We start from the raw sequence: 25,644 nt of genomic DNA on the forward strand, positions 1-25,644 counted from the left end.
CGTGGAACCGTATAAACATATCTATGTATTACAGATAGATATAGGTTCCAGAGGCGGTTCCAGAGCGGTTCCAAGCGGTTCCAGAGATGGCGAGCGTGGAACCGGGCCTGCGGATCTCGGTGACGGCAATATTCTGGCGGGTCGATATGACCGCCGCGTCGTCCAGCTGGGCTGGAGGGGTCACTTTCACGCCCCTCTCCGCGAAAACTTTGGGCGTTTTCGCCTGGGCGGGGCGGTGGCCGGCGGGGGCGATGGGCTCGATCGGGGCGGTGCGCGACCGTTGGTCGGGAATGGCGGATTTCTGCGGGTTTCGGGCTGTCGATCAGAGCGAGTTGGAAGACTGCGGTTGGAAGGGTGCGCGCAAGGCGTTGGCGTTGCTGCATTTTCCGGCCTTCGGCATCAGCCTAGCAGGCTACGGCGTCGCATCGCCCAGGCGCGGCAGGGGGGCCTCGATCGGGCCGGGCACCCCCCCATGCCCCCATTTCGCGCGGCGATCTCCCCGAGGGGGCTGGCGCGCGAGGCTGGCCGGAATTTGGATCGGCGTTTCCGATCGGACCTGATTGATCACGGTATCAAGTGCGGCGTGGCCGGAAATCGCCAAGGTTTGAGCGGCACCATCGGGTCGGGGTTGGGGGTCGAGCAGCGCCGGGTGGCTGAACTGGCCACGGGTCGGGGTGCCATGCTTTCCGGATCTGATCGGGAAAAGCTGCGTCGATCGGCACAGGCTAGAGCGGGGGGCTGCGATGTCAACTGACCGCGATGACAGCCGTGGGGAAAAGACCGTGATGGATGCCAGCCTGCGCGAGGCGCAGCAGCTGGTGCGCGACGCGGCGGCCGAGGAAGAGCAGCTGTCGATGCTCGATCCCGTGACGCCTGACGAGCTGGCCGCGTCGGCTGAGGTCCTTGGGCGGTCTGCCGGGCCGCTGGCGGTGGCGCGGCATGCGCGGGAGCAGCGCGAGAAGCGCGGGCGCGGGCGGCCCAAGGGCACGCCCAACCGGCGCAATGACGATTTCCGTAATTTCCTGCTGGCGCATGGGCGGCATCCCGCGCTGGTGATGATGGAGATCGCCTCGAGCCAGCCCGAGGCGCTGATGGAGATCTCGCGCAATCTCGATCCGGAAAAACGCAAGATGACATTTGGCGAGGCGCAGGCACTGCGCGTGCGCTGTGCGGAGGGGCTATTGCCATACGTCGAGAGCAAGAAACCGGTCGCGGTCGATATGTCGATCGACGGCGACTTCGTGCTGGCCGTGCCGGGGCTCAACGTCAATCCGCAGGATGAGGGCGGATTGCTGGGCGGCGATGAGGTGCTGATCGGCGACTGGTCGGAAGTGGACGGGAACGAATGGCCCGACCGCGGCGATGAGGCGGCCGATGCGGATGGGGAGCCGACGCCATGATCGCAGCGCATCAGCGCGAGGCGCGGCGGGCCAATCGGGCATTGAAGCGGATCGGTCCGGTGGCCGATGCGTTCGTGGCGTCCAATGCTTTCATCGTCGGCATCATGGGTCCGGTGGGATCGGGCAAGACGATTGCCAGTGCGCAAAAGATGCTCCAGCTCGCCGCGCGGCAGCTGGGGACGGTGAACGAGCACGGGCAGATCGTGCGCAAGGCGCGCTTTGCATTTATCCGCGACACCTATCCGAACCTCGATCGCAATACGATCCCCAGCTGGTTCAAGGTCGTGCCCAAGCACATGGGGCAGTGGGTCGGCTCTTCGCCGCGCGTCCATCGCTTTACGATGATCCTGCGGCAGGATGCGAATGGGCGGGCTATCGACCTGGTCGAGGTCGAGGTCGAATTCCGCGCGATCGGCGACCAGTCGGTCGAGGATGCGCTGCGCGGGCTGGAGGTGACGGCCGCGTTCATCAACGAAGCCGACCGTACCAGCCCGGAAATCCTGCAGTTCCTTGCCGGGCGCGTCGGCCGCTTTGGCGATATCGGCGTGCCGCAGCCGGTCGATCCGTGCATCATTCTCGATCTCAACGGCGCGGATGATGACAACTGGACCTACAAGGTGCTGGTCGCCGAAGAGCTGGGCGAGGGCGTTACGCAAGCGCTGTCGGACATCATGGGCGGGCGCGAGCTGATCGCCTATTTCCAGCAGCCCGAGGCGGTGAACGACAATGGCGAGGTCAATCCCAAAGCGGAGAACCTGTCGAACCTGCCGCAGGGCTATTACCAGCGGCAATATGCGCTGGCGAAGGCGCGCGGCGATGAGCAATATATCGACCGCATGCTGCGCAGCCGGTTCACCCCGCTGCGCAACGGCCTGTCGGTCTTTCCCGAATATGTCGACAAGATCCATGGCGGTGAGTTCGAGGCCATCCCCGGCCTGCCGCTGATCGTGTGGGCCGACCAGGGCCTTGTCGGCGGGGTGCTGATCGCGCAGCCCGTCAAGGGGCAGCTGCGCGTGCTGGAGGAAATCGCGGCGGTCTTTGAAAGCCATGACGGCGATATCGTCGTCAACCGCATGGGCGGCGAGGCGCTGGGCACGATGACGCGCAATCTGCTCAACCAGAAATACCCGGATTTCGAGCTGGCTGATGCGGTGTGCGATCCCGCCGGGGCGCAGGGCGAAGGCGCGGTGAATTTCCGCAGCTGGCGGCAGGATTTTTCCAAGGGGCTGGGCCACAGGGTGCGCAAGGCCAAGGTGCCCAGGAACGCCATCGGGCCGCGGCTGAAGGCGGCGCGGGCGCGGCTCAACATGCCGTTTGGCGAAGAGCGCGGGCTGCTGATCCACAAGCGCTGCAAGATGCTGCGCCGGGCCTTCATGACCAAATATTACTATGCCCGGGTGCGCGCCAGCAGCGGCGACGGGCATTACACCGACCAGCCCGTCAAGGTGCAGGGCTATGGCGATCTGATGGATGCCTGCCAGTACGGCTGTTTCGAATATGACCGCGCGCCCGCGCTGTCTGCCGGTGGGCAGACGCGGATCGGCGTCGCCACGCTTCCCATCCAGAACGACAGTGATTTCGACGTTTTGCGAGGAGGTTTCTGACATGTCGAAGGTGATCAAGACGGTGGGCCGGTTCGTGACCGGCGGGGTGCTGGGGCTGGCCATGGGCGGCAAGAAAAAGACCGTGGCGCAGCCCGGGCCGGTGTCGCGCGACGATGCGGCCATGGAGGCCGAGCGCAATGACGCGCTGCGCAAGCGGCGCGGCGGCGCGGCGGACATGCTGACCGGGACCGGCGGGGCCGAGGCCGGCGGCGGGGCCAAGTTTATCGCGGGTAATTGAGGCCGGTTTGTCGGCCCTGAAAAGGAGATAGGTGATGGCGAATACGGTAATCGCGTCCGCGTCGATCGAGACGATTGCGGCGATGGCGCATGCGGCGAATGCTGCTTATTGCAAATCGCTTGGTGATGACAGCCAGATGCCATGGGTCGACGCGCCTGAATGGCAGCGCGAAAGTGCGATCAACGGCGTGGAATTTCATATCGCGAACCCCGAAGCGGGCGATGCTGCCAGCCATGAAAACTGGATGAAGGAAAAGCTCGAGGCGGGCTGGAAATACGGCAAGGTCAAGGACGTGGAAAAGAAAACCCATCCGTGCCTGGTCGAATTCGACAAGCTGCCGCCCGAACAGCAGTTCAAGGACGCGCTGTTCCGCCAGATCGTTCACGGGTCGGTGCATCTGCTGCTGCCGGTCGAGGCCGAACTCGCCGCCACGAAACGCCAGCTGACGGCGCAGAAGGGGGTGGCGACGCGGGCCAAGAACGAAGCCGCCGCGATCAGGGCCGAGTTGCCGCCCACGCCGCGTAGCGTCGGGCCGGTCGACAAGCCGCTGAAGGCCGAGGAGCTGCTGGCGCTGATCGAGGATGCCGACAGCGTCATGGTCGTGCTGTCGGATGGCAAGCGCGAGATCGCGGGCGTCGCGCCCTTTACCGTCGAGGGCAATGCCTGGCGCCGATCGGGCGAGCGGCTGCTGCTCGACGTGCCGAGCCTGCAGGTCGAGGGGCCTGCCGCCGGCAAGGGCGGGATCGCCAGACTGGCGGGCTATGGCCTCGTCATCGATGGCGATCTGGTCGCCTATGCCAACCGGCCCGATGCGCTGCCGCTTCCGCCCGGTAGCCGGACCGAGCTGAAACACGACGTGGTGTTCTGACGCGCCACGTTCGTGGTCGCCGCGCGGTGATGGGGATCTTCCGCGCGGCGACATCCTTTTTCCCCTTCACCAAGAGGTGACCCGCAATGGATGACAGACTGCAGGATGAAGAGCTGGCGAAGGCGGATATCCGCGATTTCGGGCGGCTGAAGGAAGAGCGCGGCCCGTATGAAAACATGTGGCGCGAGATCGACGAACGCTTCCCCGACGGGGCGGGCGGGTTCGACCAGGTGACGCCGGGCGGCATTCGCGGGGCGCAGAATTTCGATGTCACCCATGTGACCGCGCTGGAGCGGTTCGCCGCCGCGGGCGTTGCCATCACCACGCCCGAGGAAAGCCAGTATATCCGTCCCAAGTTCGCCGACGATGAGCTGATGAAGATCCGCGAGGTAAGGCTGTGGTGCGAGCGGGCGGGCAACCGGCTCTATGCGATCCGCCATGCATCGCGCACCGGTTTCGGGACGGCGGCGAACGAAGACTGGGACCAGCTTGGCCGGTACGGCACCTCGCCCATGTGGACCGAAAAGCGGCCCGATGGCACGGGGCTGTTCTATCGCACGTTGCATCTGTCGGAGACCTATATCGACACCGATTTTTCGGGGCTGGTCGATACGGTGTTCCGCTGCTTCAAGCGCACGGCGCGGCAGCTGTCGCAGCAATTCGGCAAGGCGGCGCTGACGCCCAAGATGATCGACGCGCTGGAAAACGGGAAGGAACACACCCAGTTCGAGATCCTGCACATCGTCATGCCCAATGACTGGTGGGATAAGGACATGCTGGATTACCGGCGCTTTCCCATCGGGTCGCGCTATCTGGCGCTGGATGAAAAGATCTATTTGCGGCGCGGCGGATATCACACCATGCCGATCGCGGTGTCGCGCCATTCGACAAGCCCGCGCGAGAAATACGGGCGCAGCCCCGCGATCAAGGTGCTGCCCGCGATCCATGGCGCCAATGCGATGCGCCGCACCACTTTGCGCGCCGCGCACAAGGCGGTCGATCCGGCGATCCTGTTCAACAATGACGATGGCGTCACGCGGCTGTCGACCAAGCCGGGCGGGCTGAACCCCGGGCTGGTGAGCGAGGATGGCCGCGTGCTGGTCGCGCGCATGCCGGGGGGCGAAGCTGGCCTGCCCTTTGCCGAGAATGAGATCGAGGTCGAGCGCGGGGTGATCCGCACCGCGTTTCTGGAAGAGTTCTACAAGATCCTGACCGATCCCAATTCGCGGATGACCACGACCGAAGTGCTGGAGGTGATGGCGAAGCAGGGCGTGCTGGTCCGCCCCTTTGCGAGCCGATATGCCACCGAAAAGCAGGATCCGGTGTCGCAGCGCGAGATGGATATCGCCCTGCGTGAGGGCCAGCTGGAGGCGATGCCCGAGGTCGTGCGCGAGGCGGGTGCGTGGCCGGTGATTGAATATGAGAACATGCTGGCCGCGATGGCGCGGGCCGAGGCGGTGGGCCGCACCATGCGGTATATCGAGGCGCTGACCCCGATGGCGCAGATCGATGAAGGCGCGACCTTCGACTGGCTGGACATGGACGAGCTGGCCCCGGGCGTGGCGCGCGAGCTGGGCGTGAACCCCAGCTATATCCGCGACCCCAAGGTGGTGGCGCAGATCCGCAGCCAACGGGCCGAGGATAAGCAGGCGGCGATCGATGCCGAGGCGATGGAGAAATCGGCGGGCGCCGCGCTCGATCTTGCCAAGGCCGGTGCCGTGCAGGGGGGGATGTGATGATTGAGCGGTTTCGACATTTCTTGCATATTTGGCGTCGCCGAGGGGCGGCAACCCTGCCGCTGCGCGTATGGGTTCCTTGGGTGCTGTGGGGCAGCTGGGCAGGTCGCAAGTGAGCGTCACCCCCGGCAACCGGCTGCGCTGGCGCGCGATATGCGTGTCGCGCATGGTCAAGGATGTATTCTGGGCCGTGGTGCCGCGCCGGTGGCTCTGGCGCTGGCTGTTCCTCGATGAGGAGGGGCGGGTGCATCGGCCGGGCGAGGCGGTGCTGGCGGACCTGCGCGATTATGCGGGGCTGGGCCGCAGCAATTTCAATTCCGATCCGCTGATGATGGCGCGGCTTGCCGGACGGCAGGACGTGGCCTTGCGGATCATCAACTATCTGAACCTCGATGAGGCACAGGTGCAGCAACTGATGGAGATCGACGATGGACTTTGAAGGCGGTGATAACGGGGCAGCTGCTGGCGGCGATATCGGCAGCGCGGCGGATATGCTGGGCGGCGATGCTGGTGGCGCTGGTGCGGGGGCCGGTACGGGGGCCGGTGCGGGCGCTGGCGGTGATGCGGGTGCTGGCGGCGATGCCGGTGCTGGTGCGGGACCCGGTGCGGGCGGCGATATCGCGGGCGGTGCCGATCCCGATTGGTATGGCTCGCTTTCGGCCGATACCGATGGCGAGAGCGCGTCGAACCGCGACTGGGTCAAGGCCAAGGGGTTCAAGGATCTTGACGGCATGGCCAAGGCGCTGCGCTCTGCCGAAAAGGCCATCCACGATACGGGCCGCGTGAAGGTGCCGGGCGAAGGCGCGAGCGAGGCCGAGGTCGCCGCGTTTCACAAGGCGATCGGCGTGCCCGACGCGCCCGATGGCTATGCGGTCGAGCCGTTGAAGGGTGAGGATGGCGAGGTCATGCGGCTTGCCAATGGCGAGCCGGTCGAGTTCGACAAGGCGATGATCGACCGCGTCGCGCCGATCGCGCACAAGGCGGGCGTGCCGGCCGCGGCGTTCCAGGCGTTGGTGCAGGAAGTCGCGCGCGCCGATCTGGAGGCGATGGCGACCCGCCAAGCGGCCGAGCTGCAGGAGGCGAACGATATCGCCAAGGGCTGGGGCAAGGACCGGGAGGAAAACCTTGCCGCGATGGATAATGCGGCGCGGGCGCTGGGGCTGGGCCGCAGCGACCTGATTTCGATGCGCGGCGCGCTGGGGCCGGAAAAGGCGATGGGCCTGCTGGTCAAGATCGGCAATGGCATCCGCGAGGATACGATGATCGATGGCGGCGGCCGCCAGTCGTTCGGCCTGTCGGGCAGCGAGGCGCAGGCGGAAATGGACCGGATGAAGGGCGATGCCTCGATCAGCGCCAAGGTGATGGTGCCGGGAACGCCCGAGCATGCACGCTGGAAGCGGCTTGAGGCCGCGGTCGGGCAGGCGGCGGACCGGCGGGCGGCGCAGGGGATTTAGGTTTGAGCGGAGGGTCAATACCCCTTCCGAGATAGTTATGCACAGGTCGATCGTGCGTACGTCTCGACTCGAGCGTCCTTCTCATTAACCACGAAAAAGCCCGGGTGGTGGAACACCCGGGCTTTAAGGAAACCCGCGATCATGGCGCGGATAGTTTTGCTAGCGGCCCGCTTCTGCGTTCCGAGAGTCGGATTGTCAACGTCAATGATCGCCAACTAAGGACGATCGACTATGGCAGTACGGAGAAAAGCATCTCCGCCTGTGACGCCCGAGATGGCGGCACATATCCGGTACCTGGTGAAATCTCAGGGCCTCTACCAGCACCAGGCCGCTGCGCTTGTCGGGGTCAATCCCGGCAGGGTCAGCGAAGTGATGAACGGGCACCGGTATCCCGACGTGCCACCGGCACAGGGTTCTTTCCCGTTCTAAACTTCGGGACTGTGCATAAATCGCCTTGACAGGGAAAAGCACCGGTTGACCGCGAGTCGCGGGTGCGGCATTTTCCTGTTTCTGCGACCCGGCGGGGGTGGCCGATGGCCATCCCCGTTACCGGGTCCAAGTCCCGGGCAAGCCGTTTGGCCCTGGGCCCAGCTGCGGAGCAGCCGCCGACCGCGGGCGTAAAACGATAGAGAGGCCCGGCACCTGACCGGCAAGCCCTTCGCAATCGGTTCAAACCTTTTGACGAAAGGGCACATGCGATGTCGTTTCAGGTACCCGCGTCTTTTCAGACGAAATACAAGAATAATGTCGAGATGGTGCTGCAGCAGCAGCGCTCCAAGCTCCGCGCCGCCGTGATGGAACAGCACGATGCGGGCGCCGAGATGGTCAAGGTCAAGGATCTTGTCGGCAATAGCGCGCCGCAGGAGGCGTCCGAACGCCACGGCGATACCAAATACGGGAACACCTCCCATGACGGCGTGTGGCTGTCGAAGCCCAACGAGCTCTATTTCGCCGAGCTGGTCGACAATGCCGACAAGCTGGCGACCTCGATCGAGCTGACCGGTTCCTATGTGACGGCCGGTGCGGGCACCGTTCGCCGCGCATGGGATCAGCGCATCCTTGAGGGGTTTTACGATCCCATCGTCAGCGGCAGTGACAAGCAGAAGATTTCGACGCCGTTCCCGAGCTCGAACATTCTGCCCGCGACGCTTGGCGGCGGCGGCAGCGCGACCAAGCTGAACACCAACAAGCTGCGCGGGGCGAACAAGATGCTGACGCAGCAGTACGCGCTCGAGGATGAAGAGATCGAGCGCTTCATGGTGTTGACGGCGGACGACAATGACGCGCTCCTGACCGAAGTTCCGGCGACCAGCGAAGACTTCAAGTCGTCCTATGGCGGCGTCGTCTACAAGGGCAAGCTGCAGACCCTGCTGGGGTGGACGTTCATTCACCTCGAACTCGACAACCCGCTGCTTGGCCCGATTTCCGATCTCGCCACCGATGGCAGCGGTTATCGCAAGACGCCGTTCTGGGTGAAGCCGGGCCTGTGCATGAACTTCTGGCAGGAAACCAACACCTCGATCGACAAGGTGCCGACCAAGCAGCTGTCGACGCAGGTTTGGGCCGGCACGACCGCATCTTGCACCCGCACCCAGGCCGGTCAGTCCGGCATCCTCCTGAACGTGAAGGGCTAAGGCGATGGCGACCCATTATGCAAAACAGCAGACCGGCGTGGCCGACGGCACCGTCATTCCGCCCAACAAGGCCGATGGCCGCGAAGTCAATGCCAAGCGCCGTTCGATCCTTGCCAGCAAGGTTACCGGCACCGCCTGGGCATCGGGCGACAAGGTGTTCCTGGGCAAGAAACCGGCGGGCTACAAGGTCACCGCGATCAAGCTCTGCACCGGTACCAGCCTTGGCACCTCCACCGTGTCGATCGGCACGGCGGATACCGCCGACAAATATGTGGCGACCAAGACGCTTACCGCCACCGACGTGCCCACCATGCTGGGCCCGAAGGCTTCGACGCTCGACGACACGCCGGGCGACGAGGAGGATCTGTATGCGACCGTTGGCACAGCCTCGATCGCGGCCGGTACCGAGCTGACCTTCGACATCGAATGCACCGGGCTCTGACCCGGTAACCGATAGGCAGGACCGGCATTGGGGAAGCGGTGCCGGTCCTGCCCCAGGCGGGGGCGCCAGCTGCGTCGATCGGTCAGCGCCCCCGCCGCCTTTCCCTGAGATTTGGAGGCACCCATGCCGCAGACCAAGTTCACGATGACGCAGGGCCAGACCGATGTTGGCGCGGTTCAGCCCGAGGCTGGCGATGCGGAAGCCTCGAGCGAGACGATATCGATCAACATCGATGCCACCAATCTGACCAAGGGCGAGGCGCTGGTGATGATCGAAAAGATCACCGAGACGATCCACCGCGGGGAGTGGCCGCCGGTCGTAGCCTGACGCGCGCGGAGGGGTAGCGCGTGGCGGACAAGACGGCGATCTTCAACGCGGCGGCGGTGCGCATGGGCACCGAGGCGCGCGTCACCGATGCGGAGCTGGACGATCGCCCGCTGCCGCGCACGTTGCGCGAGATCTGGGACATCGAGCGGCAGGGCGCGATCCGCGACGGGGCGTGGAATTTCGCGGTCATGCGCGATGCGCTGGCCGCCGACGCCGGCGTAGTCCCCTATCCATTCCAGTTTGCCTATCCGCTGCCCGCCAAGTGTCTGCGCCTGCTGGAAGTGCTGAACGATCCCGGCCGGGCCAGCTATCAGCTGGAGGGCGGCAAGATCCTGTGCGATGCCGCCGCGCCGCTTTATGTGCGTTATCTGGTCGACATGCCCAATCCCGCGACATGGGATGCGGCTTTTGCCGATGCCTTTGCCTGGCGGCTTGCATGGAAGGCGGGGCCGCGCATCGTCGGTTCGACCTTTGACGAGAATGCGGCCTTTCAGGGCTGGCGCATGGCGGTCAGCGCGGCCAACCGCGTTGATGCGCGCGAGAACCCGCCGATCGAAATGGAAGAAAGCGAGTGGGTGACCGCGCGCTTTGCCGGGTATAGCGGGCCGGTGCCGGGCAGCTATCGCGAGGAGGATTATTCCTCGTGACGACGATCCGCCATCTGATCGCCGGTTTCGTGGGCGGCGAGATCAGCCCGATGCTGTCGGGCCGCGTCGATCTCGACATCTATCCCTATGCGCTGGAAAAGTGCGAAAATTTCGTGCCCGTCAATGAAGGGCCGATCGTCAAGGCGCCGGGGTTCGAATATATCCGCGATGCCGACGATGCGAGCCGCTGGCTGTCGGCGTTTCGCTTTTCGATCACGCAGGAATATGTGCTGGAATGGTCGGAGCAGAAGCTGCGATTGTTCACCAATGGCGGCCGGATCGAGAGCGCGCCGGGGGTGCCGGTCGAGGTGGCAGTGCCCTATGCCGCCGCCGAGGCCCCGTTCCTGTCGTTCCAGCAAAGCTATGACCGGCTGTATATCGATCATGCCGGATATGCGCCGGCGGCGCTGCTGCGCACGGGCGCGACCAGTTTCAGCCATGCCTATTCGGCGCTGAAGAACGGCCCGTTCCTTGACCAGAATACCGACGAAGCGAAGACGGTTACGGTCAGCGCCACGACAGGCAGCGGCATCACGATCACCGCCAATAGTGCGATTTTCGAGGCTGGCCATGTCGGCGCGCTGATCGAGATCGAGGCCAAGGATTATTCGGACGTGCCCGCGTGGGAGCCGGGCATGAAAGGCGTGTCGATCGGCGACAAGGTGCGATCCGATGGCAAGGTCTATCAGGCGGCGACCGCCGGTACGACCGGTTCTGTCGTACCGACGCATGGCGAGGGTGCGGCATGGGACGGGTCGAACAAGAACGATCTGGTCAATGACAAAGGCCCTTATGGCATCAAGTGGACGTTCCTGTACGAGCGGCAGGGCGTGGTAGAGATCACGGCGGTCGCCAGCGGTACCAGCGCCACGGGCACGGTGCAGAAGAGGCTGGCCGATAGCCTGACCAGCGTTCCCAGCTATCGCTGGGCGCATCAGGCGTTTTCGAATGCGCAGGGCTGGCCTTCGCTGGTGCTGCACTGGGCGGGGCGGCAGATCCACGTCAAGGATTTCGATATCGTCGGATCGGTCGTCGGCGATTATGGCGGCGGCACGGTCAATTTTTCGGCCCGCACCAATAGCGGATCGGTCGAGACCGATCTTGCCTTTCGCCGCACCTTGTCGGCCGAGGATCCGCCGCTGTGGATCGCGGGCGACCGCAAGGCGATGATCCTGGGCACCGCGAGCCGCGAATTGGCGGTATCGGCGGTTAATCCCAATGCGGCGCTGTCGGGCGAGAATATCTCGGCCGAGCCGCAGAGTTTCTATGGCAGCGAGCAGATCGCCCCGGTGCAGGTGGGCGCGCAGACCATTTTCGTCGAGCGCGGCGGGCGGCGGCTGCGTTCGGCCAATTACGATTTCAGTTCGGATCGATATCGCGCGGACGACATCACCGCATCGGCGCGGCACATCACGGCGGGCGGGCTGGTGCAGCTGGCCTATCAGCGCATTCCCTATGCGCTGGTCTATGCCGTGCGGGCCGATGGCCAGCTGATCGTGCATCCCGATACGCGGCTCGACATGAAGGGCTTCGCCCGCCGCGTGCTGGGCGGCGATGCGCGCGCGCTGTCGGCGGTTTCAGTCGTCGGCGCCGATGGCAAGACGGACGAATTATGGCTGCTGGTCGAGCGGACCCGCGCCGATGGCGTGAAGAAAGAGATCTGGCGCCAGACCGCATGGCGCGAGCTGGGCGACGATGCCGCCGATAGCTTTTACGTCGATGGCGGGGTGCGGATCGCGGCAACGGGTGGGCAGACGCATTTTTCCGGGCTGGTGCATCTGGCCGGAAAGAGCATTGCCGCGCTTCGCAATGGCGCGGTGGTCAACGGGCTGACGGTTTCGAGCGCGGGCGAGCTCGACGTGCCGAACGCGCCGGCGGATGATTATACGCTGATCGTCGGCCTGCCCTATACCGCCACCGCGATTACCCTGCCGCCCGAACGGCAGCTGCGCGACGGCACGATGCAGGGCCGCATCCAGCGCCTGGTCAAGGTCGTGGCGCGCGTGCTGGAGACGTTCGGCCTGAAAGCGGGCAGCCCGGGCGGCTATGACCCGCAATATCTGCTCGACCGCAATCCCGCCGATGGCATGAACGCGCCGGTGCGGCTGTTTTCGGGCGATACGTCGGGACCGGTCGATGCGCAGCACGATCGCAAGGGGCAGGTGATCTATACCAGCGCCGATCCGCTGCCCGCGATCATCGCCAGCACCATTCTGAAAATCGACGTGGATGACCGCGATGCTTGAGGTCGTGGATCTTTGCGCTGATCATGTCCGCGAGATCGCGGCGCAGCCGTCGCAGGCGATGCAGCTGGGCGTGCCGATCGCGCGCATTTCCGATGACGAAGCGGAGGATCTGGCGAGCCAGCAGACCACGGCGGCATTCCTGCGCGATGGCCGGGTTATCGGCGTGATGGGCGTGGCCGAGACCTTTCCCGGCACCCATGGCGTGGCCTGGGCGATATTCGCCGAGGGGCTGGGCGCCGATCACCTGGCGATCACGCGCGAGGCGCGCCGCCGCCTCGATACATCGCCGCTGGCGCGGATCGAGGCGATTGCGCCTGCCGCCGATGCCGAACCGCTGATGGCCCTGCTGCCCGATATCGATGCATCGGTGCTGACCGCCGCGCTGTCATCGCCGCAGGCCCTCACTCCCGAAATTCGCTGGGCGATGATGATGGGGTTCCAGCCCGTCCACGTCCTCAGGAAATACGGCATGGGGTGCGAGACGCACATGCTGCTGGAAAGGATCGCCTGATGGTCGCCGCCATTCCCGCAGCGCTAGCCGTCGGCGGCCGTGTCATTCAGGGCATCGGCGCATATCAGGCTGGCAAGGCCAATTCCAAGGCCCTGATGGCCGAGCGCCGCGACACCATGCGCGAGGGTGCCGACCGCGAGCTGCAGTCGCGTGCCGAGGCGCGCAGCAAGATCGGCGAGCAGGTGGCGGCGAGCTTTGCCAATGGTTTCGAGGGCGGCAGCGGCACCGCATTGAATGCGCTGAAACAGAGCCAGATCAATGCCGCCATGGACGTGCTGACGATCCGCCGGGAAACGCAGGGCCGCGCGGCCGGCCTGAAAGCCCAGGCGAAACAGGAAAAGCGGCGCGGCAAGTTCGCGCTGATCGAGGGCATATTGTCCGCAGGGTCCGCCGCTGCCGGTGCCGACTGGGGCAGTCCGGCCAAGGCGGGCAGCAGCTGATGGCGGTGCAGCCGACCCGATATGAGCGCCAGCTGGGCCCCGCGCGGGCGCAGCGGGCGGTGCTGTCCAGCCCGGAAGATTTCGGGGCGGGCGTCGGGCGCGGCATGGCGCAGCTGGGCGACCGGTTGCAGGGGCTGCAGGTCGAGGCGCGGCAGAACAGCCAGTGGGCCGAATGGCAGAGCCGGTTCGGATCGGCGCGCGAGAATGCCAGCGGCATGGCGCGCGAGAGCCGCAATGGCGGGGCGGACAACCATGCCGAGCGCATGGGCGAGGCGTGGGAAGCGGGCCGCGAAGCGCTGTTCGACGGGATCACCGATCCTGATGTATTGCGCCGCGCCCAAGCTCAGTTCGACGATTTCGGGGTGCGGTTCCGCACCGGCGAAGCGGATTGGGAAACGGTGCATACCGCCGAGCGTGCGACCGATGATTTTCGCGACGCACGCGATATCCGGTTCAACCGCATTCGGCGCCTCGACAGCCCCGAGGATTACCAGGCGGAGGTCAGCTATGGCCTGCAGGGCATCGATGCGCTGCATGTGCCCGAACAGGTCAAGGAAGGTCTGCGCCGCGAAGAGCAGGAAGGGGCCGGCGAGAACTTCCTGCTGGGCCGGGTCGACGATAATCCCGATGTGGCGATCGGGCTGATCGACAGCGGGGCCTATGATTTCATCGATCCGGGCAAGCTGTCGCAGATCCGCCGCTCGGCCGAGGTCGAGCTGCGCTCGCGCGCGAATGCGGCGAAGACGGCGATCGAGGGTGAGAAATCGGCACTGCGCACCGCCGTCAGGATCGCCAAGGAAGCGGACAGCCAGGGGATCGATACCGGCCCGCTCGACGAATTGCGCCAGAAGGCCGAGGCATTGGGCATGCCCGATGTCGCGCTCGACCTCGACGGCATGGATGCCAATCGCGATTTCGCGCGAGTCTATGAAGGGCAGGCCCCGCTGGTGCGCGAGCGCCGTGCGGCCGAGCTGGAGGCGAAGGAAAACCCGAGCCTTGACGAACAGCGCGAGCTGAAATGGCTGGGCGATCACAAGTCCGCGCTCGACGGCAAGTTCGAGAGTGACCCGGTGGCTTTCGCGGCGCAGAACGCGCCGGCCAGTCTGAAGCCGCCCGCGCTTGACATGACGTCGGGCGATAGCTGGCAGGCGCGCAGCGAATGGGCCGAGACGGCGAGCCGCGCCTATGGCCGCCCGATCCCGATCATGACCAATGCCGAGGCGAAGCAACTGCGCGCCAATGCCGGCGATGCGGGCGGGCAGGCGCAGGTGATGGAGATCCTCGACGAAATCCCCGATGCTTTCGCTCGGGCCGATGCGGCGCGGCAGGTGTTGCCGGACGATCAGCTGTTCCAGCGGCTTTCCATGCTGCAGCCCCATGTGCGCGGGATGGTGCGCGCGGGCTATGAGGCGATCAAGGCGAACCCGGCGCTGATGAAGCCGGAAGATCCCGATACCGAAGAATTGCTGGCGCAGTGGGATGCGGGTCTTCGCGGCGCGCTGCGCGAGTTTTCGCCGGCCGAGGTCGAAAGCGTGCGGGAAACCGGGCGGGCATTGATCGCCGGGCAGCTGACCAAGCACACATTGCCATCGGTCGACGGTATCGGGGAGGATTTCCTGAACAATGCCGTCATGGCGGCGATGGGCGGGGAGCGCCGCAACGGCGTGCAATATGGCGGCCTGGGCACATGGGGCGAACACCGGGTGGCGGTGCCCGAGACGATGACGCCGATGCAGGCGGCGCAGGCGCTGGTCGCCGACGTTCGCCGCAGCAAGAACCCGCCGGTCAATCCCGATGGCAGCCCGGCAAACATCAAGCGGGCCTATCCGGTCTATCAGGGTGCAGGCCGCTATTACTGGATCGCGCCTGATGGCCGCCGCCTGAAGGCGCGCGACGGTTCGCTGTATGTAAGCCAGATCAAGGTGCCCGAATGAGCGGCCCGGGCGTCCTTTCCACGCTGACGCGGCGGCAGGACCAGACGGTGCTGCCCAGCGCGATCGGCGGCGATACGCGCGATGCTCCGAGCCTGATGGAAACAGCGGGCGCCAGCATGCGCAGCGTCGCGGACGACAGCTGGTTCGTGCAGGATCACCGACTGAACGATGCCTATCAGCCCGTCGTCAGTGCGCTGCGCGAGCGCGATGGATCGGGCTATTGGGATTATGCCCGCAGCCCCATCGCGCAGTCGCTGGTGCCATTCGATGACGAGGTGTGGGACGGCAAGGCGATCTGGCGCGCCGTCGAGCGGGCGCGCAAGTCTGATCCCGCAGCCTTTTCCGAACTGCCCAAAACCCGTGAGGAATTCGAGCGCACGGCGCTGCGACGCGGCGATGCGCGTTCGCGCGACCTCGATACGGTATCGCGCGGCGGGATGGTCGCCGGGTTCGCAGGCGGGATGGTCGGATCGTTTGCCGACCCGGTCAACGGCGCGGGGCTGGTCATCGGCGGTGGCGGCAAAACCGTAGCCCAGCGGGTTCTGACCGAAGGGCTGGTCAATGCCGCGCTCGAAACGGCGACACTTCCCGGCACTGCGCAAGCGCGCGCCGCCATGGGCGAAGAGTTGACGCTGGGCGAGGCGGCGACCCGGATCGCCATGGCGGGCGCTGGCGGGATGGTGTTTCGCGGGGGCATCGAGGGCGGTGCCAAGGCGCTGCCCGCGATCGACCGGGCCGGCTATAACGCGATGCGGCCCGTGCGCGAGATGATCGATGGCGTGTTCGCCGATCGCGATCTGGCCCGCGCCTTTGCCGATGCGGTGCCTGAACATGTCCGCACGCCCGAACAGCAGGCGGCGCTGAACGTGCTGGTGCGGCAGGCGGACATCGATGACGCCAGCCCGTTCGCGCGCACCTATGAGGGCTATGCCGCGCATGAGGCGCGGTTGCGCCAGGCAGAGGATGCGCTGGTCAATGGCCGTCCGCTGGCGCCGCGCGCGAAGCCCGCGCCGCTGCGCCCCGCGCGCGAGCTTGATGTCGACGGTTTCCTGAATTTCGCGGTCGATGCGCTGGAAGGTGGCGGCAAGGTCGTTTCCGATACGGGCGGCGTTACCCGCTGGGGCATTTCGTCGAAGGCCAATCCCGGCATCGATGTCGCGCGGCTGTCGCGTGCGGCGGCGATGGATATCTACCGCGAGAAATATGTCGCGCCGCTCGATCTCGCCGGCCGTAATGGCGACGTGGCCGAGGTGGCGATCGATGCCTCGATAAATCATGGCCCGGGCTTTGCCAAGCGCCTGCTGGAGGTAGCGGACGATCCGACCAAGATGATCGCGCTGCGCCGCGCCGAATATGCAAGGCTGCTTCGCGAAGACCCGGCCAAATACGGCAAATATGCCGAGGGCTGGGAAAACCGGCTGCGCAAGCTGGAGGGGCGGTTGGGCCTGCGCCGGGGCGAAGCGGCGGCCAGTGCGCCGGGGCGCATCGCCGATGAAGGCGATGGCGACATGATGCGAGCGCTGGAGGCCGAGCGCGCCGATATCGATGCCGCGCGGACCCGGCTTGACGAAGAGATGGCCGCGCCGCGCAGCGAAGCGGATTGGGCGGCAGATATCGAGGCGGCTGCGCCCGTGCCGCCGCTGCAGCGCGATCTGTTTCCCGATACGAATAGCTGGCGGGTGGCGCAGGCGGCGCAGGAAGCCGAGACACTGGGCCTGTCTGAGCCGATGGTGACGTGGAACCGGATCGGGCAGGAGGCGGTGCAAAAGCTGCTGCGCGAACGCGACGGCGAGGTGAATGCCGCGTTCCATCATCCCGAAATCGGCACGATAGATTTCGTCTGGGGGAAGCCGGGTGATGCCGCGCGCGATTTCAAGGGCGGCAGCGGGATTGCGCATATCGAGGCCAAGCATGGCCACGAAGGCATCCTCGATGATCTTCCCCAGCGCCTTTCGGAAATGAAGGTCGTGGCAAGAACGACCCAGCGCGGACGCCCCAAGATCCAGCTGGAGGGACCGCGGGGCCATGCGACCATTTCGGAAGATTGGCACGGGGCAGAGCGCCGCTGGCTGCTGACTGCATTCGATCCGGAGTGGAAGCCCTCGCCCGGCAAGAGAGCTGGACGGATGCCGGATGCAGACGGGCCCGGCTCTGCCCGTCGCGAGGGTTCTGCTGATATAGGCGAAGCCGCGCCGGTGCGCAATGGACCTGCCGCAGCGGCGCCCGCCAAGACGCCGCGCGCGCTGGAGGATTTCGACGATCCCGCCGGGCCCGGTGTCGCCCGCGCCATGGACAGCACCTGGCACGATATCCGCATGCGGATGGAGGCCGAGCCCGATGCGAAGTTCGACCTGGGCGACGGCAAGGGCGAGCGCAGCGCGCGCGAGATCTTGGACGAGCTCGAGGCCGATGATGCCGATATCGCCGCGATCAAGGGCTGCATGCCGGGAGGCATGGCGTGAGTTTGAGCGAATGCATCGTTGGGCTGGTCGCCGAGGGCCGCATCCGCAAGGGGCAGGCGGGCGAGGCCGAGCGGATCTATACCGAGCGCTTCAATGCGCTGAAAAACCAGATGGGCGCATCCGCCGCGGCCAGCCAGGCGAGCGAGGAAGCGATCGCGGCGCTGGAGGCGCAGGCGCTGCGCCGCAAGTTCCTGGCAGGGTTGCAGCTCGATACGCAGGCGCGGATCTCTGCCGACATGAAAGCTATGCCGGCGGCAGCGGAGATGGCCCCATCGATCCGCGCGCCGGGGCGGCGCTGCTGGGGCGCGATGGCAAGGCGGGCTATTCCAACGTCGAAGGGCGCTGGCAGGCGGTGCGCGGCCGCGCGCATGGCATGATCGACCGGTTGCTTGCCGATCATTCGTCGAACCTGCTTGGCAAGGTGCGGAACAAGGCGCAGCTATCCGATATCGTGCGCGAGCTGTTTGGCGAGAATACCGGCAATGCCAGCGCGCGCGAGCTGGCGCAGGCATGGTCCGATGCGGCCGAGATGCTGCGCATGCGTTTCAACGCCGCCGGCGGCGATATCGGCAGGCTGGAACGCTGGGGCCTGCCGCAGGCGCATGACAGCCAGGCGGTGCGCAAGGCCGGGTTCGATGCGTGGCGCGCCGAGATCCTGCCGCGCCTCGATCCCGAGCGCATGATCGACAAGACGACGGGCCAGCCTTTCACGCCCGAGGCGCTGGATGGTGCATTGCGCGAGATCTTCGAGACGATCCGCAGCGACGGCATGAACAAGGTGGAGAACCCCGGCGCGGCCGGCGGCAAATCGATGGCCAACCAGCGCGGCGATGCGCGGTTTTTCGTCTTCCGGTCGGCCGATGACTGGATGGCCTATTCCGAAGCATTCGGGGCAGGCAATGCGTTCGACGCGATGATGGGGCATATCGACATGCTCTCGCGCGACATCGCCATGATGGAAGTGCTGGGCCCCAATCCCAATGCGACGATCGACTGGGTCAAAGGATCGATCGACAAGAGCGCCAAGATCGATCAGGCGCCCAATAGCGCGGCACCCGAGGCGGCGCACAAGGGCGCGGCGGTGATCGACCGGCTGTGGCGCGAGCTGAAGGGCGAGAACAGCAGACCCGAAAGTCGCAAGCTGGCGCTGGCTTTTTCCTCGCTGCGCAGCCTGCAGACGGCGGCGAAGCTGGGTGGGGCGTTCCTGTCGGGCTTTTCCGACCAGGCGTTTTCGATGACGACGCGCGCGTTCAACGGGCTGTCGATCGCATCCAGTGTCACCGATCACATGAAGCTGTTCCGGCCCGGGTCGAAGGCGGACCAGCTGGCAGCCGTGCGGCTTGGCCTGATCGCGGATGAATGGTCGAGCCGGACCGCGTCGCAGAACCGTTATCTGGCCGAGGAGCTGACGGGCGAAGTATCGCGCCGCTTGGCCGAGGGGGTGCTGCGCGTATCGGGCCTGTCGCGCTGGACGCAGACCGGGCGCTGGGCATTCGGCATGGAATATCTCGGCCATGTCACGGCCGAGGCGGGGAAGAGCTGGGACAATCTGCACCCGGCCTTTCGCGGCTCGCTGGAGCGTTACGGCATCGATGCCGCCGGGTGGGACGCAATCCGCGCGACGCCGACGGTCATGGAAAAGGGCGTGCCCTGGATCAAGCCTGACACGATCGCCGATCGCGAGCTGGGCGACCGGCTGCTGGAGGCTGTGCTGACCGAGACCGATTACGCGGTACCGGTGCCGGATCTGCGCACCCGCGCGGTCATGAATTCGGTTGCGCCCAAGGGCACGATCCCGGGCGAGCTGATCCGTTCGGCCGCGCAGTTCAAGGGCTTTGGTGTGTCGATCGCGCTGATGCACGGCCGCCGCATCATGGAGGCGGGGGGCTGGAAGGGCGCAGGCTATGCCGCGGGACTGGTCGGCCTTTCGACGGTGATCGGCGGGATCTCGGTGCTGTCAAAGGATATCGCCGCCGGGCGCGACCCGCGCGAGGTCGACGGCAATTTCTGGCTGGCCTCGATGCTGCAGGGCGGCGGGCTCGGCATTTTCGGCGATTTCGTCAACAGCGCCAATAGCCGGTTCGGTGGCGGCATCACCCAGACGCTGGCGGGGCCGATGGCGCAGGATGTCGATGGCATTCTGAACATCGCGCATTCGAAGAAGCCTGCCGCCAAGGCGGTGAAGGAAGGCAGCTCGCTGATCCCGGGGCAGTCGCTCTGGTACCTCAGTCTCGCCTTCGACCGGATGGTGGCCGACCAGCTCTATGAAGCGGCGGACCCCGATTACCGCAAGAGCTGGAAGCGGATGGACCGCTGGGCCGACGAACAGGGCACCCAATACTGGTGGGCGCCCGGCGACGCCACGCCCGAGCGCGCGCCCGATATGGGCAATATCACGGAAAGGAATGGACGATGACCGTTGCGGCCAAGACCCCGCGCGTCGAGTATCAGGAAAACGGCGTCACCAAGGTGTTTGCCGTTGGCTTCCGCTTCGACGCGACCTCTCTGCGAGCGCGCCGCTATTTCGCGGACGGATCCGTTGCCGAGCTGGTACGCGGTGTGGATTTCACCCAGTCGGGCGGCGAGACCGACGATGGCGGCGTGCTGAGCGTTACCGCGCCCGCCGCGACCGGGACCAAGCTGCGGATCTGGCGCGAGACCGAAAAGGCGCAGACGGCCAATTACACGGCCACCGACGATTTCCCGGCCGAAACGCATGAGGCCGCGCTCGATCGCGACATGATGATCGCGCAGGAGCAGGAAGTCGCGCGGAGCGACCTTGCCGCGCGCGCGATCCTGATGCCCGAGGGCGAGGGGGGTCTTTCGCTGGGCAAGGCAACCGACCGCAGGCTGCGGCTGCTGGGCTTTACCGATGACGGCGATCCTGCGGCGCTGGGGGCGGCCGCCGTGGTCGACATCCTGCGCGCCCAGCTGACCGCCATCGCCAAGGGCGATCCGGGTGGCAACGTGGAAAGTGTCGGGCTGTTCGCAGCGCTGGAAGGCAAGGCGATCCCTGCCGGGACCGACCGCGTGCGCAGCGCCGGCTATGGAGCGATCGGCGTGGGCATGGCCGAATATGTTGCGGATGCATCGCTGGATGCGGCCTATGCCGCCGCGCATCCGCTGTCGTGTTTTACCGCCGAGGATGGCCGGTTTTTCCGCCTCGACGTGTCGCGCGGCGTATTGCTGACCCAGCTGGGCGCGGTGATCGACGATGCGGTAGCGACGGCCGCGAACGATGCGGCGATGGTCGAGGCGCTGGCGATCAGCGACGTGGTCATCTTCCCGATCGGGACCGTGCATTTCGATGATGCGATCGTCGTGCCGTCGGGCAAGTCGCTTGTTGGCCTCGATCGCAAGCGGTCGAAGATCAGCAATGTCAATGCCGATACCGGCCTGTTCGAAACGCCGGCCATCGCTGGCGGCAGCGAGTTCACGAGCTGGCATACGGATATTCTCTTTGCCAATTTCACGATCGCCAATGCGGCGGTGCAGGAAGCGACGGCAATCGCGCTGCACAATGTGCGTAGGCTGGTTGTGCGCGATATCGATTGCACGAATTATTCGCTGCTTTCGATCAAGCATGGCGCGCAGCTGAACGGGATCTATGACCACACCACCGGGGTGTCGGGCGATGAGGGCGTCGGCGTGGATCCTGCCGTGACGGCGGGCTTTTCCTCGGCCGAGAATGCGGATGATCTTTCCTGCGATATCGTGCTGGCCGGATGCCTGCACGACAGCGGGCGTTACAATGGGACGCTGGCTCGTCTGGAATTCGCGCAGCGCGTGACGATCACCGGCAACGTCTGCCGGGGTGGCAAGGTTAGCTGGTGGGGCGGCGGGGGACCCGTCAGCGAGGGCGGCGAGCCGTGGATGCGCCGACGCGTGCGCAATGTCGCGATCACCGGGAACTACTTCGATTACGTCAATGGCGCGGTCTACGGTAACAACGGCGATGGGATCACTGTTACTGGCAACACCGCGAAGAATATCACCGATACCTGCTATGACATGGAAGGGTGTTTCAACTGCACGATCGTGGGCAACCATGTGCAGGATGCCGGCAATTTCTGCCTGTCGATCTTTTACGCGGCGAAGAATATCGTCTTTTCCGGCAACAGCTGCGTCCAGACGCTGGAGGCACGCAATGTCGGTTTTGAGGATGGTGAGGTCGGTTATTCGGCATCGCGGTCGCCGACCAGCCTGAGCGCAGGTACTGCGAGCCGGGTGCGCATGACGATCGCCGGGCACCGCATGATGACCGGACAAAAGATCTGGATCCCGGCGGCGAGCGCAACCGGATCACTGGCGGCAATGGGCGACATTTGTTGGTCTATTACGAAAATCGACGCCGATAATTTCGAGCTGGACGGATCGGAAGCATATGGCGCGGTGGTCGGATCGGGCGCCATTGCGAGCTTTTATTTCCGCCGTGGCTGGACCTTTTTTGCCGCGAACACCGCAGGCTTCGCGACGGGTGACGATGCGCATACGGTGCTGGTGGCCGATAATGCGTTCGAATATCGAACCGCCGAGGATCTGGGTATTCTGGCTGCCGATCAGGATATCCGCAGTTTCACCCTGCGTTCCAATTACATGCGCAATGTGCGCATCGATCTGACCGGGTCGTCGGCCAAGCATATCGTTGATGGCAATACGCTCGACTTCACGAACGCTGCCTATGCCGGCGATCACCTTTTGCGCGCGATGGGAACGATCAAGGACAACCATCTCGTTATTCTGGCTGCCCAGCCAGCCGGAACGGCCGCGATCGTGGGATATGAGTTCGCTTCAGGCGGCAATTGGAACCGCTGCCAGGGCAACCAGATATCGTTCGGCGGAACCGGTAGCGTGGAAACCGAGCTGGCGATCTATGCGCGGCAGGGGTCGAGCCACACCGCTGACACCCATTACCTGGTCAAGGATAACGTGCTGGTCGATGGCACCTTCGCCGATCTTTCAAGCAATAGGGGCGCTGCCCGCGTCCGCTTTGAGGGAAATAGCAGGTTCCGGCTGAACCGTATCAGCGAGAGCTGGCCCGATGCCGATGGCGAACAGTCTGAAATCGGCGGCATTGTGCATGGGACGATCCTGTTTTCGAATGCGCCGGCGGCATCCGGATATATGGGCCTGATCGCGACGAATGATGGGTGGGCGACCGAACAGCAGTGGGTGAGCGGCGCTGACTATGCGGCCGGTGCCGTCGTCTACAACGGGGCCGAAGTCTACATGACGGTCACGGGCGGCACTGCGGGCGCCAGCGCGCCCGTGCACCCCAGCGGGACCGTCAGCGATGGCACCGTCGACTGGATCTGGATCGCCAAGAAGGTGGTCTGGAAAGGCGTTGGGCAGATTGCGGCATGACTATCGGTGCGGGCATGATGGCGAAGCTGATTATCGCAGGCTATTTCGCGCTGGTGGGCGTGGCGGCGGTGCTGGTGTTCCTTGCGCTGGCGCGGATCGCCTGCCGTGCGCGGGCCAGTATCATCTCCCGCGTGGGTGCGCCGCTGCCCGATATCCCGGCGCCAACCGAACTATGGTGGTGCGCCATGGGGCTGACGCTGGGCGGCGCGGCGATTGCCGGCATGCTCAGCACGATCCTGCGGCTTGACCTGTTGCCGCCGTTCTTCGGCGGGCTGCTACAATGGCATGACGCGCCGTGGATGCAGTTTGCGCGCGTCTATCTGGCGCTGATCGTGCTGGTGATGTTCGTCATGCGGCTTGCGCCCCATCCGCGCTGGAAGCTGGGCTGGTGCGTCCTCTGGACGCTCTGGTGCATGGCATGGGTCATGGTGCTGCGGTGATGCAGCTGGCACCCGCCAAGACCAGCCTAATCGGGGCTGTGAGCGGCGTCGGCGTCGGGCTGGCCGCGCCCGCGCTGTCGAGCGCGGAGCTGGCGTTTATCGTGATCGGCAGCTGCATCATGGGACAGGTCGCGCAGCTCGGCCGCTTGCTGAAAGCGAAAGAAGAAGGCGCCATACTTGGCGTGGCCATGAGCGCGGGCGCGCTGTGGATCGCGGCCTATGCGCTGGCGCTGCTGATGGTGGCGGTGGGCACGCCTGCGCCCTTCATGCTGCCGCTGGCGCTGATGCTGGGGCTGGGCGTCGGGCTGGTGGGCGAACCGATCCTGCAGCCGATCGAGGAATGGGTGAAGCGCAAGGCCGCCTGGGCGACCAGCCTGCGGCTTGTGACCAAGGCCGAGCTGGATGCGCAGCTGGGCGAGGAACGCAACCGCACGCAAGGCGCGATCGCGGAGCAGGCGGTGGAGCGCAAGCATAGCGAGGGGGCCGATAATGACTGATCCGAGGAAAGCGATTTTCGATGCGGTGCGCGCGGCCGCGCCCCAGGGCGTGTTTGAGGATAGCGGCAATATCCTCGCGCTCGACAATCTGCTCGACGCGCTGGGCGTGCCGCGCGCGGGCAAGGTGGCGGGGACGCATGCACTGACCAGGCCGGGCGCGTTCTATGACGCGGTGCGCAAGATCACCGGCGGCATGGGGCAGGCACAGGTCGATAGCGTCAATCTGATCCTGCAGGCGGGCGCGGTGCTGCCGATCGGGTGGATGGCCTATGTGCTGGCCACCGCATGGCATGAGAGCCGTTTCCTGCCGCAGGAGGAATGGGGCAAGGGCGATGGCAAGGAATACGGCAAGCCCGCCAAATATGCGAAGGCCCCATATGGCCGCGGCTTTGTCCAGCTGACATGGGATTACAATTACGAATGGGCAGACAGGGCGCTGGGGCTGAATGGCGCGCTGCTCAAGGATTTCGACATGGCGCTGCAGCCGCGCATCGCCGCCGAAATTCTGGTGACGGGCATGCTGCAGGGGGCGTTCACCGGCAAGTCGCTGGCCGATTACCTCGATCCCGCCGCGCCCACGACCGACCAGTTCACCAAGGCGCGGCGGATCGTCAACGGCAATGACCGGGCGAGCATGATCGCCATGCATGCGGTGGGCTTTCTGGACGCGCTGAAAAAGGGCGGGTTCCAGTGACGCAGGACTGGCAGCGCACGATCGCGGTCTTTCTCCTCGGCGGGCTGGGCGGCGGCGTGCTGTGGATAGTGGGCCTGATGGTCATGGCCGATGGCAAGGTGACGATTGGCGATGCCGGCAACATCACCGCGGGCTGGCTGTCGCTGCGCGAGATCATTTCCAAGATGGAGAAGATCGCGCTGGGCGTGCGCACGCCTGCGCCGCCGGTCGATCCGATCGGGGACCATCCGCTCGCGAATTCACCGACGGCCAAAAGGATCGAGCGATGAGCGTCATAATCATTTCGTGGATCTTCCGGCGCCTGCTGAAAGCGGGTGTGCCCGAGGAATGGGCCGACAGGCTGGCCAAGCCGCTGCTGATCGCGGGGCTGGTGCTGCTGGGGATCGTCTGCGCGATCGGCGCGGTGCAGCTGCACGATCGCGGCGTGATTGACGATTACGAGAAGGATCGCGCCATCGCCTCGATCGAGGCCACCGACAAGGCCGCCGAGCAACGGGCGCGCGACGAGATCGAGAATTTCAAACAGGAACAGGAGATGCGCGATGCGATCGATGCTGCCCCGGAAAGTGATGTGCCTTTGCATCCTGCCATCAGTGCTGCTGTGTGCCTCCAGCTGCGCCCATCGGAACGGGAGCGAACCCCCGCGTGCCGATCTGCAGGCGGTGACGGAGCAGGCACCCGAAGCATCAAGCGAAGCGGCAACTGA

Annotated in this window: 25 protein-coding genes; 24 read left to right on the forward strand and 1 reads right to left on the reverse strand. The window is 65.5% G+C overall.

Annotated features, from left to right (window positions below; translation table 11 throughout):
• Window positions 1-28 precede the first annotated feature (28 nt).
• Window positions 29-184 (reverse strand): hypothetical protein, encoded by a 156-nt coding sequence (locus A9D13_RS20660; protein ID WP_156522167.1) that lies wholly within the window; start codon window positions 182-184, stop codon window positions 29-31.
• A 559-nt stretch (window positions 185-743) separates the two neighbouring features.
• Between A9D13_RS20660 and A9D13_RS18285 the strand changes: the two genes are divergently transcribed.
• The 24 genes from A9D13_RS18285 to A9D13_RS18405 all read left to right on the forward strand — a co-directional run bounded on the left by A9D13_RS18285 (window position 744) and on the right by A9D13_RS18405 (window position 25,644).
• Window positions 744-1,400: a hypothetical protein gene (locus A9D13_RS18285; protein WP_066777076.1), complete on the forward strand. Its 657-nt coding sequence runs from the start codon at window positions 744-746 to the stop codon at window positions 1,398-1,400.
• Entirely contained in the window at window positions 1,397-3,004 is a 1,608-nt protein-coding gene (locus A9D13_RS18290) for a hypothetical protein (RefSeq protein WP_066777080.1), read from the forward strand. The genes A9D13_RS18285 and A9D13_RS18290 overlap by 4 nt, the downstream gene beginning before the upstream one ends.
• A 1-nt stretch (window position 3,005) precedes the next feature.
• Entirely contained in the window at window positions 3,006-3,242 is a 237-nt protein-coding gene (locus tag A9D13_RS18295) for a hypothetical protein (protein ID WP_066777083.1), read from the forward strand.
• Between the two features lie 34 nt (window positions 3,243-3,276).
• Window positions 3,277-4,110 (forward strand): RyR domain-containing protein, encoded by an 834-nt coding sequence (locus tag A9D13_RS18300; protein WP_066777086.1) that lies wholly within the window; start codon window positions 3,277-3,279, stop codon window positions 4,108-4,110.
• Window positions 4,111-4,196: 86 nt separating this feature from the next.
• A complete protein-coding gene (locus A9D13_RS18305; RefSeq protein ID WP_066777088.1) occupies window positions 4,197-5,846 on the forward strand; it encodes a portal protein in 1,650 nt (549 codons plus the stop codon).
• A gap of 112 nt (window positions 5,847-5,958) precedes the next feature.
• The gene (locus A9D13_RS18310; RefSeq protein ID WP_156522168.1) at window positions 5,959-6,285 is read left to right on the forward strand and encodes a Bbp19 family protein; all 327 of its coding nucleotides are present in this window, start codon (window positions 5,959-5,961) and stop codon (window positions 6,283-6,285) included.
• A complete protein-coding gene (locus A9D13_RS20995) occupies window positions 6,275-7,300 on the forward strand; it encodes a hypothetical protein (protein WP_066777094.1) in 1,026 nt (341 codons plus the stop codon). The genes A9D13_RS18310 and A9D13_RS20995 overlap by 11 nt, the downstream gene beginning before the upstream one ends.
• A 698-nt stretch (window positions 7,301-7,998) precedes the next feature.
• Window positions 7,999-8,934: a phage capsid protein gene (locus A9D13_RS18325; RefSeq protein WP_066777101.1), complete on the forward strand. Its 936-nt coding sequence runs from the start codon at window positions 7,999-8,001 to the stop codon at window positions 8,932-8,934.
• Window positions 8,935-8,938: 4 nt separating this feature from the next.
• On the forward strand, window positions 8,939-9,376 hold the full coding sequence (locus tag A9D13_RS18330; protein ID WP_066777104.1) for a hypothetical protein: 438 nt from the start codon (window positions 8,939-8,941) through the stop codon (window positions 9,374-9,376).
• A 123-nt stretch (window positions 9,377-9,499) separates the two neighbouring features.
• Complete coding sequence (locus A9D13_RS18335; RefSeq protein ID WP_066777106.1) at window positions 9,500-9,703, forward strand: hypothetical protein; 204 nt, start codon at window positions 9,500-9,502, stop codon at window positions 9,701-9,703.
• 20 nt (window positions 9,704-9,723) lie between these two features.
• Window positions 9,724-10,350 carry a phage connector family protein gene (locus A9D13_RS18340; RefSeq protein ID WP_066777109.1) on the forward strand — a complete coding sequence of 209 codons (627 nt, stop codon included), beginning with the start codon at window positions 9,724-9,726 and terminating at the stop codon, window positions 10,348-10,350.
• Window positions 10,347-12,596, forward strand: coding sequence for a phage tail protein (locus A9D13_RS18345; protein ID WP_066777111.1), 2,250 nt, complete (start codon window positions 10,347-10,349; stop codon window positions 12,594-12,596). The genes A9D13_RS18340 and A9D13_RS18345 overlap by 4 nt, the downstream gene beginning before the upstream one ends.
• Entirely contained in the window at window positions 12,580-13,107 is a 528-nt protein-coding gene (locus A9D13_RS18350; RefSeq protein ID WP_066777120.1) for a hypothetical protein, read from the forward strand. Before A9D13_RS18345 ends, A9D13_RS18350 begins: the two co-directional genes overlap by 17 nt.
• Complete coding sequence (locus A9D13_RS18355; RefSeq protein WP_066777124.1) at window positions 13,107-13,547, forward strand: hypothetical protein; 441 nt, start codon at window positions 13,107-13,109, stop codon at window positions 13,545-13,547. The genes A9D13_RS18350 and A9D13_RS18355 overlap by 1 nt, the downstream gene beginning before the upstream one ends.
• The gene (locus A9D13_RS18360) at window positions 13,547-15,481 is read left to right on the forward strand and encodes a hypothetical protein (RefSeq protein WP_066777127.1); all 1,935 of its coding nucleotides are present in this window, start codon (window positions 13,547-13,549) and stop codon (window positions 15,479-15,481) included. Before A9D13_RS18355 ends, A9D13_RS18360 begins: the two co-directional genes overlap by 1 nt.
• Window positions 15,478-17,943, forward strand: coding sequence for a glycosyl hydrolase 108 family protein (locus tag A9D13_RS18365; RefSeq protein ID WP_066777130.1), 2,466 nt, complete (start codon window positions 15,478-15,480; stop codon window positions 17,941-17,943). The genes A9D13_RS18360 and A9D13_RS18365 overlap by 4 nt, the downstream gene beginning before the upstream one ends.
• Window positions 17,940-18,320, forward strand: a complete 381-nt coding sequence (locus A9D13_RS18370; RefSeq protein ID WP_156522170.1) for a hypothetical protein — start codon at window positions 17,940-17,942, stop codon at window positions 18,318-18,320. The genes A9D13_RS18365 and A9D13_RS18370 overlap by 4 nt, the downstream gene beginning before the upstream one ends.
• A complete protein-coding gene (locus A9D13_RS18375; protein WP_156522171.1) occupies window positions 18,317-20,359 on the forward strand; it encodes a hypothetical protein in 2,043 nt (680 codons plus the stop codon). Before A9D13_RS18370 ends, A9D13_RS18375 begins: the two co-directional genes overlap by 4 nt.
• A complete protein-coding gene (locus A9D13_RS18380; RefSeq protein WP_066777142.1) occupies window positions 20,356-23,307 on the forward strand; it encodes a right-handed parallel beta-helix repeat-containing protein in 2,952 nt (983 codons plus the stop codon). Before A9D13_RS18375 ends, A9D13_RS18380 begins: the two co-directional genes overlap by 4 nt.
• Window positions 23,304-23,747, forward strand: coding sequence for a hypothetical protein (locus A9D13_RS18385; protein ID WP_066777145.1), 444 nt, complete (start codon window positions 23,304-23,306; stop codon window positions 23,745-23,747). Before A9D13_RS18380 ends, A9D13_RS18385 begins: the two co-directional genes overlap by 4 nt.
• Window positions 23,696-24,244 carry a hypothetical protein gene (locus A9D13_RS18390; RefSeq protein ID WP_156522172.1) on the forward strand — a complete coding sequence of 183 codons (549 nt, stop codon included), beginning with the start codon at window positions 23,696-23,698 and terminating at the stop codon, window positions 24,242-24,244. Before A9D13_RS18385 ends, A9D13_RS18390 begins: the two co-directional genes overlap by 52 nt.
• Window positions 24,237-24,938 carry a lysozyme family protein gene (locus A9D13_RS21000; RefSeq protein ID WP_188713477.1) on the forward strand — a complete coding sequence of 234 codons (702 nt, stop codon included), beginning with the start codon at window positions 24,237-24,239 and terminating at the stop codon, window positions 24,936-24,938. Before A9D13_RS18390 ends, A9D13_RS21000 begins: the two co-directional genes overlap by 8 nt.
• Window positions 24,935-25,207, forward strand: coding sequence for a hypothetical protein (locus A9D13_RS18400; protein WP_066777150.1), 273 nt, complete (start codon window positions 24,935-24,937; stop codon window positions 25,205-25,207). Before A9D13_RS21000 ends, A9D13_RS18400 begins: the two co-directional genes overlap by 4 nt.
• The gene (locus tag A9D13_RS18405; protein WP_066777152.1) at window positions 25,204-25,644 is read left to right on the forward strand and encodes a hypothetical protein; all 441 of its coding nucleotides are present in this window, start codon (window positions 25,204-25,206) and stop codon (window positions 25,642-25,644) included. Before A9D13_RS18400 ends, A9D13_RS18405 begins: the two co-directional genes overlap by 4 nt.

The sequence above is a fragment of the Croceicoccus mobilis genome, assembly GCF_001661965.1.
In the GTDB taxonomy this organism is placed as follows: Bacteria; Pseudomonadota; Alphaproteobacteria; order Sphingomonadales; family Sphingomonadaceae; genus Croceicoccus; species Croceicoccus mobilis.

Coding starts and splice junctions, on each gene's coding strand:
- A9D13_RS18285 (WP_066777076.1), top strand. CDS start 744: ATGTCAACTGACCGCGATGACAGCCGTGGGGAAAAGACCGTGATGGAT.
- A9D13_RS18290 (WP_066777080.1), top strand. CDS start 1,397: ATGATCGCAGCGCATCAGCGCGAGGCGCGGCGGGCCAATCGGGCATTG.
- A9D13_RS18295 (WP_066777083.1), top strand. CDS start 3,006: ATGTCGAAGGTGATCAAGACGGTGGGCCGGTTCGTGACCGGCGGGGTG.
- A9D13_RS18300 (WP_066777086.1), top strand. CDS start 3,277: ATGGCGAATACGGTAATCGCGTCCGCGTCGATCGAGACGATTGCGGCG.
- A9D13_RS18305 (WP_066777088.1), top strand. CDS start 4,197: ATGGATGACAGACTGCAGGATGAAGAGCTGGCGAAGGCGGATATCCGC.
- A9D13_RS20995 (WP_066777094.1), top strand. CDS start 6,275: ATGGACTTTGAAGGCGGTGATAACGGGGCAGCTGCTGGCGGCGATATC.
- A9D13_RS18325 (WP_066777101.1), top strand. CDS start 7,999: ATGTCGTTTCAGGTACCCGCGTCTTTTCAGACGAAATACAAGAATAAT.
- A9D13_RS18330 (WP_066777104.1), top strand. CDS start 8,939: ATGGCGACCCATTATGCAAAACAGCAGACCGGCGTGGCCGACGGCACC.
- A9D13_RS18335 (WP_066777106.1), top strand. CDS start 9,500: ATGCCGCAGACCAAGTTCACGATGACGCAGGGCCAGACCGATGTTGGC.
- A9D13_RS18350 (WP_066777120.1), top strand. CDS start 12,580: ATGACCGCGATGCTTGAGGTCGTGGATCTTTGCGCTGATCATGTCCGC.
- A9D13_RS18355 (WP_066777124.1), top strand. CDS start 13,107: ATGGTCGCCGCCATTCCCGCAGCGCTAGCCGTCGGCGGCCGTGTCATT.
- A9D13_RS18360 (WP_066777127.1), top strand. CDS start 13,547: ATGGCGGTGCAGCCGACCCGATATGAGCGCCAGCTGGGCCCCGCGCGG.
- A9D13_RS18365 (WP_066777130.1), top strand. CDS start 15,478: ATGAGCGGCCCGGGCGTCCTTTCCACGCTGACGCGGCGGCAGGACCAG.
- A9D13_RS18375 (WP_156522171.1), top strand. CDS start 18,317: ATGATCGACCGGTTGCTTGCCGATCATTCGTCGAACCTGCTTGGCAAG.
- A9D13_RS18380 (WP_066777142.1), top strand. CDS start 20,356: ATGACCGTTGCGGCCAAGACCCCGCGCGTCGAGTATCAGGAAAACGGC.
- A9D13_RS18385 (WP_066777145.1), top strand. CDS start 23,304: ATGACTATCGGTGCGGGCATGATGGCGAAGCTGATTATCGCAGGCTAT.
- A9D13_RS21000 (WP_188713477.1), top strand. CDS start 24,237: ATGACTGATCCGAGGAAAGCGATTTTCGATGCGGTGCGCGCGGCCGCG.
- A9D13_RS18405 (WP_066777152.1), top strand. CDS start 25,204: ATGAGCGTCATAATCATTTCGTGGATCTTCCGGCGCCTGCTGAAAGCG.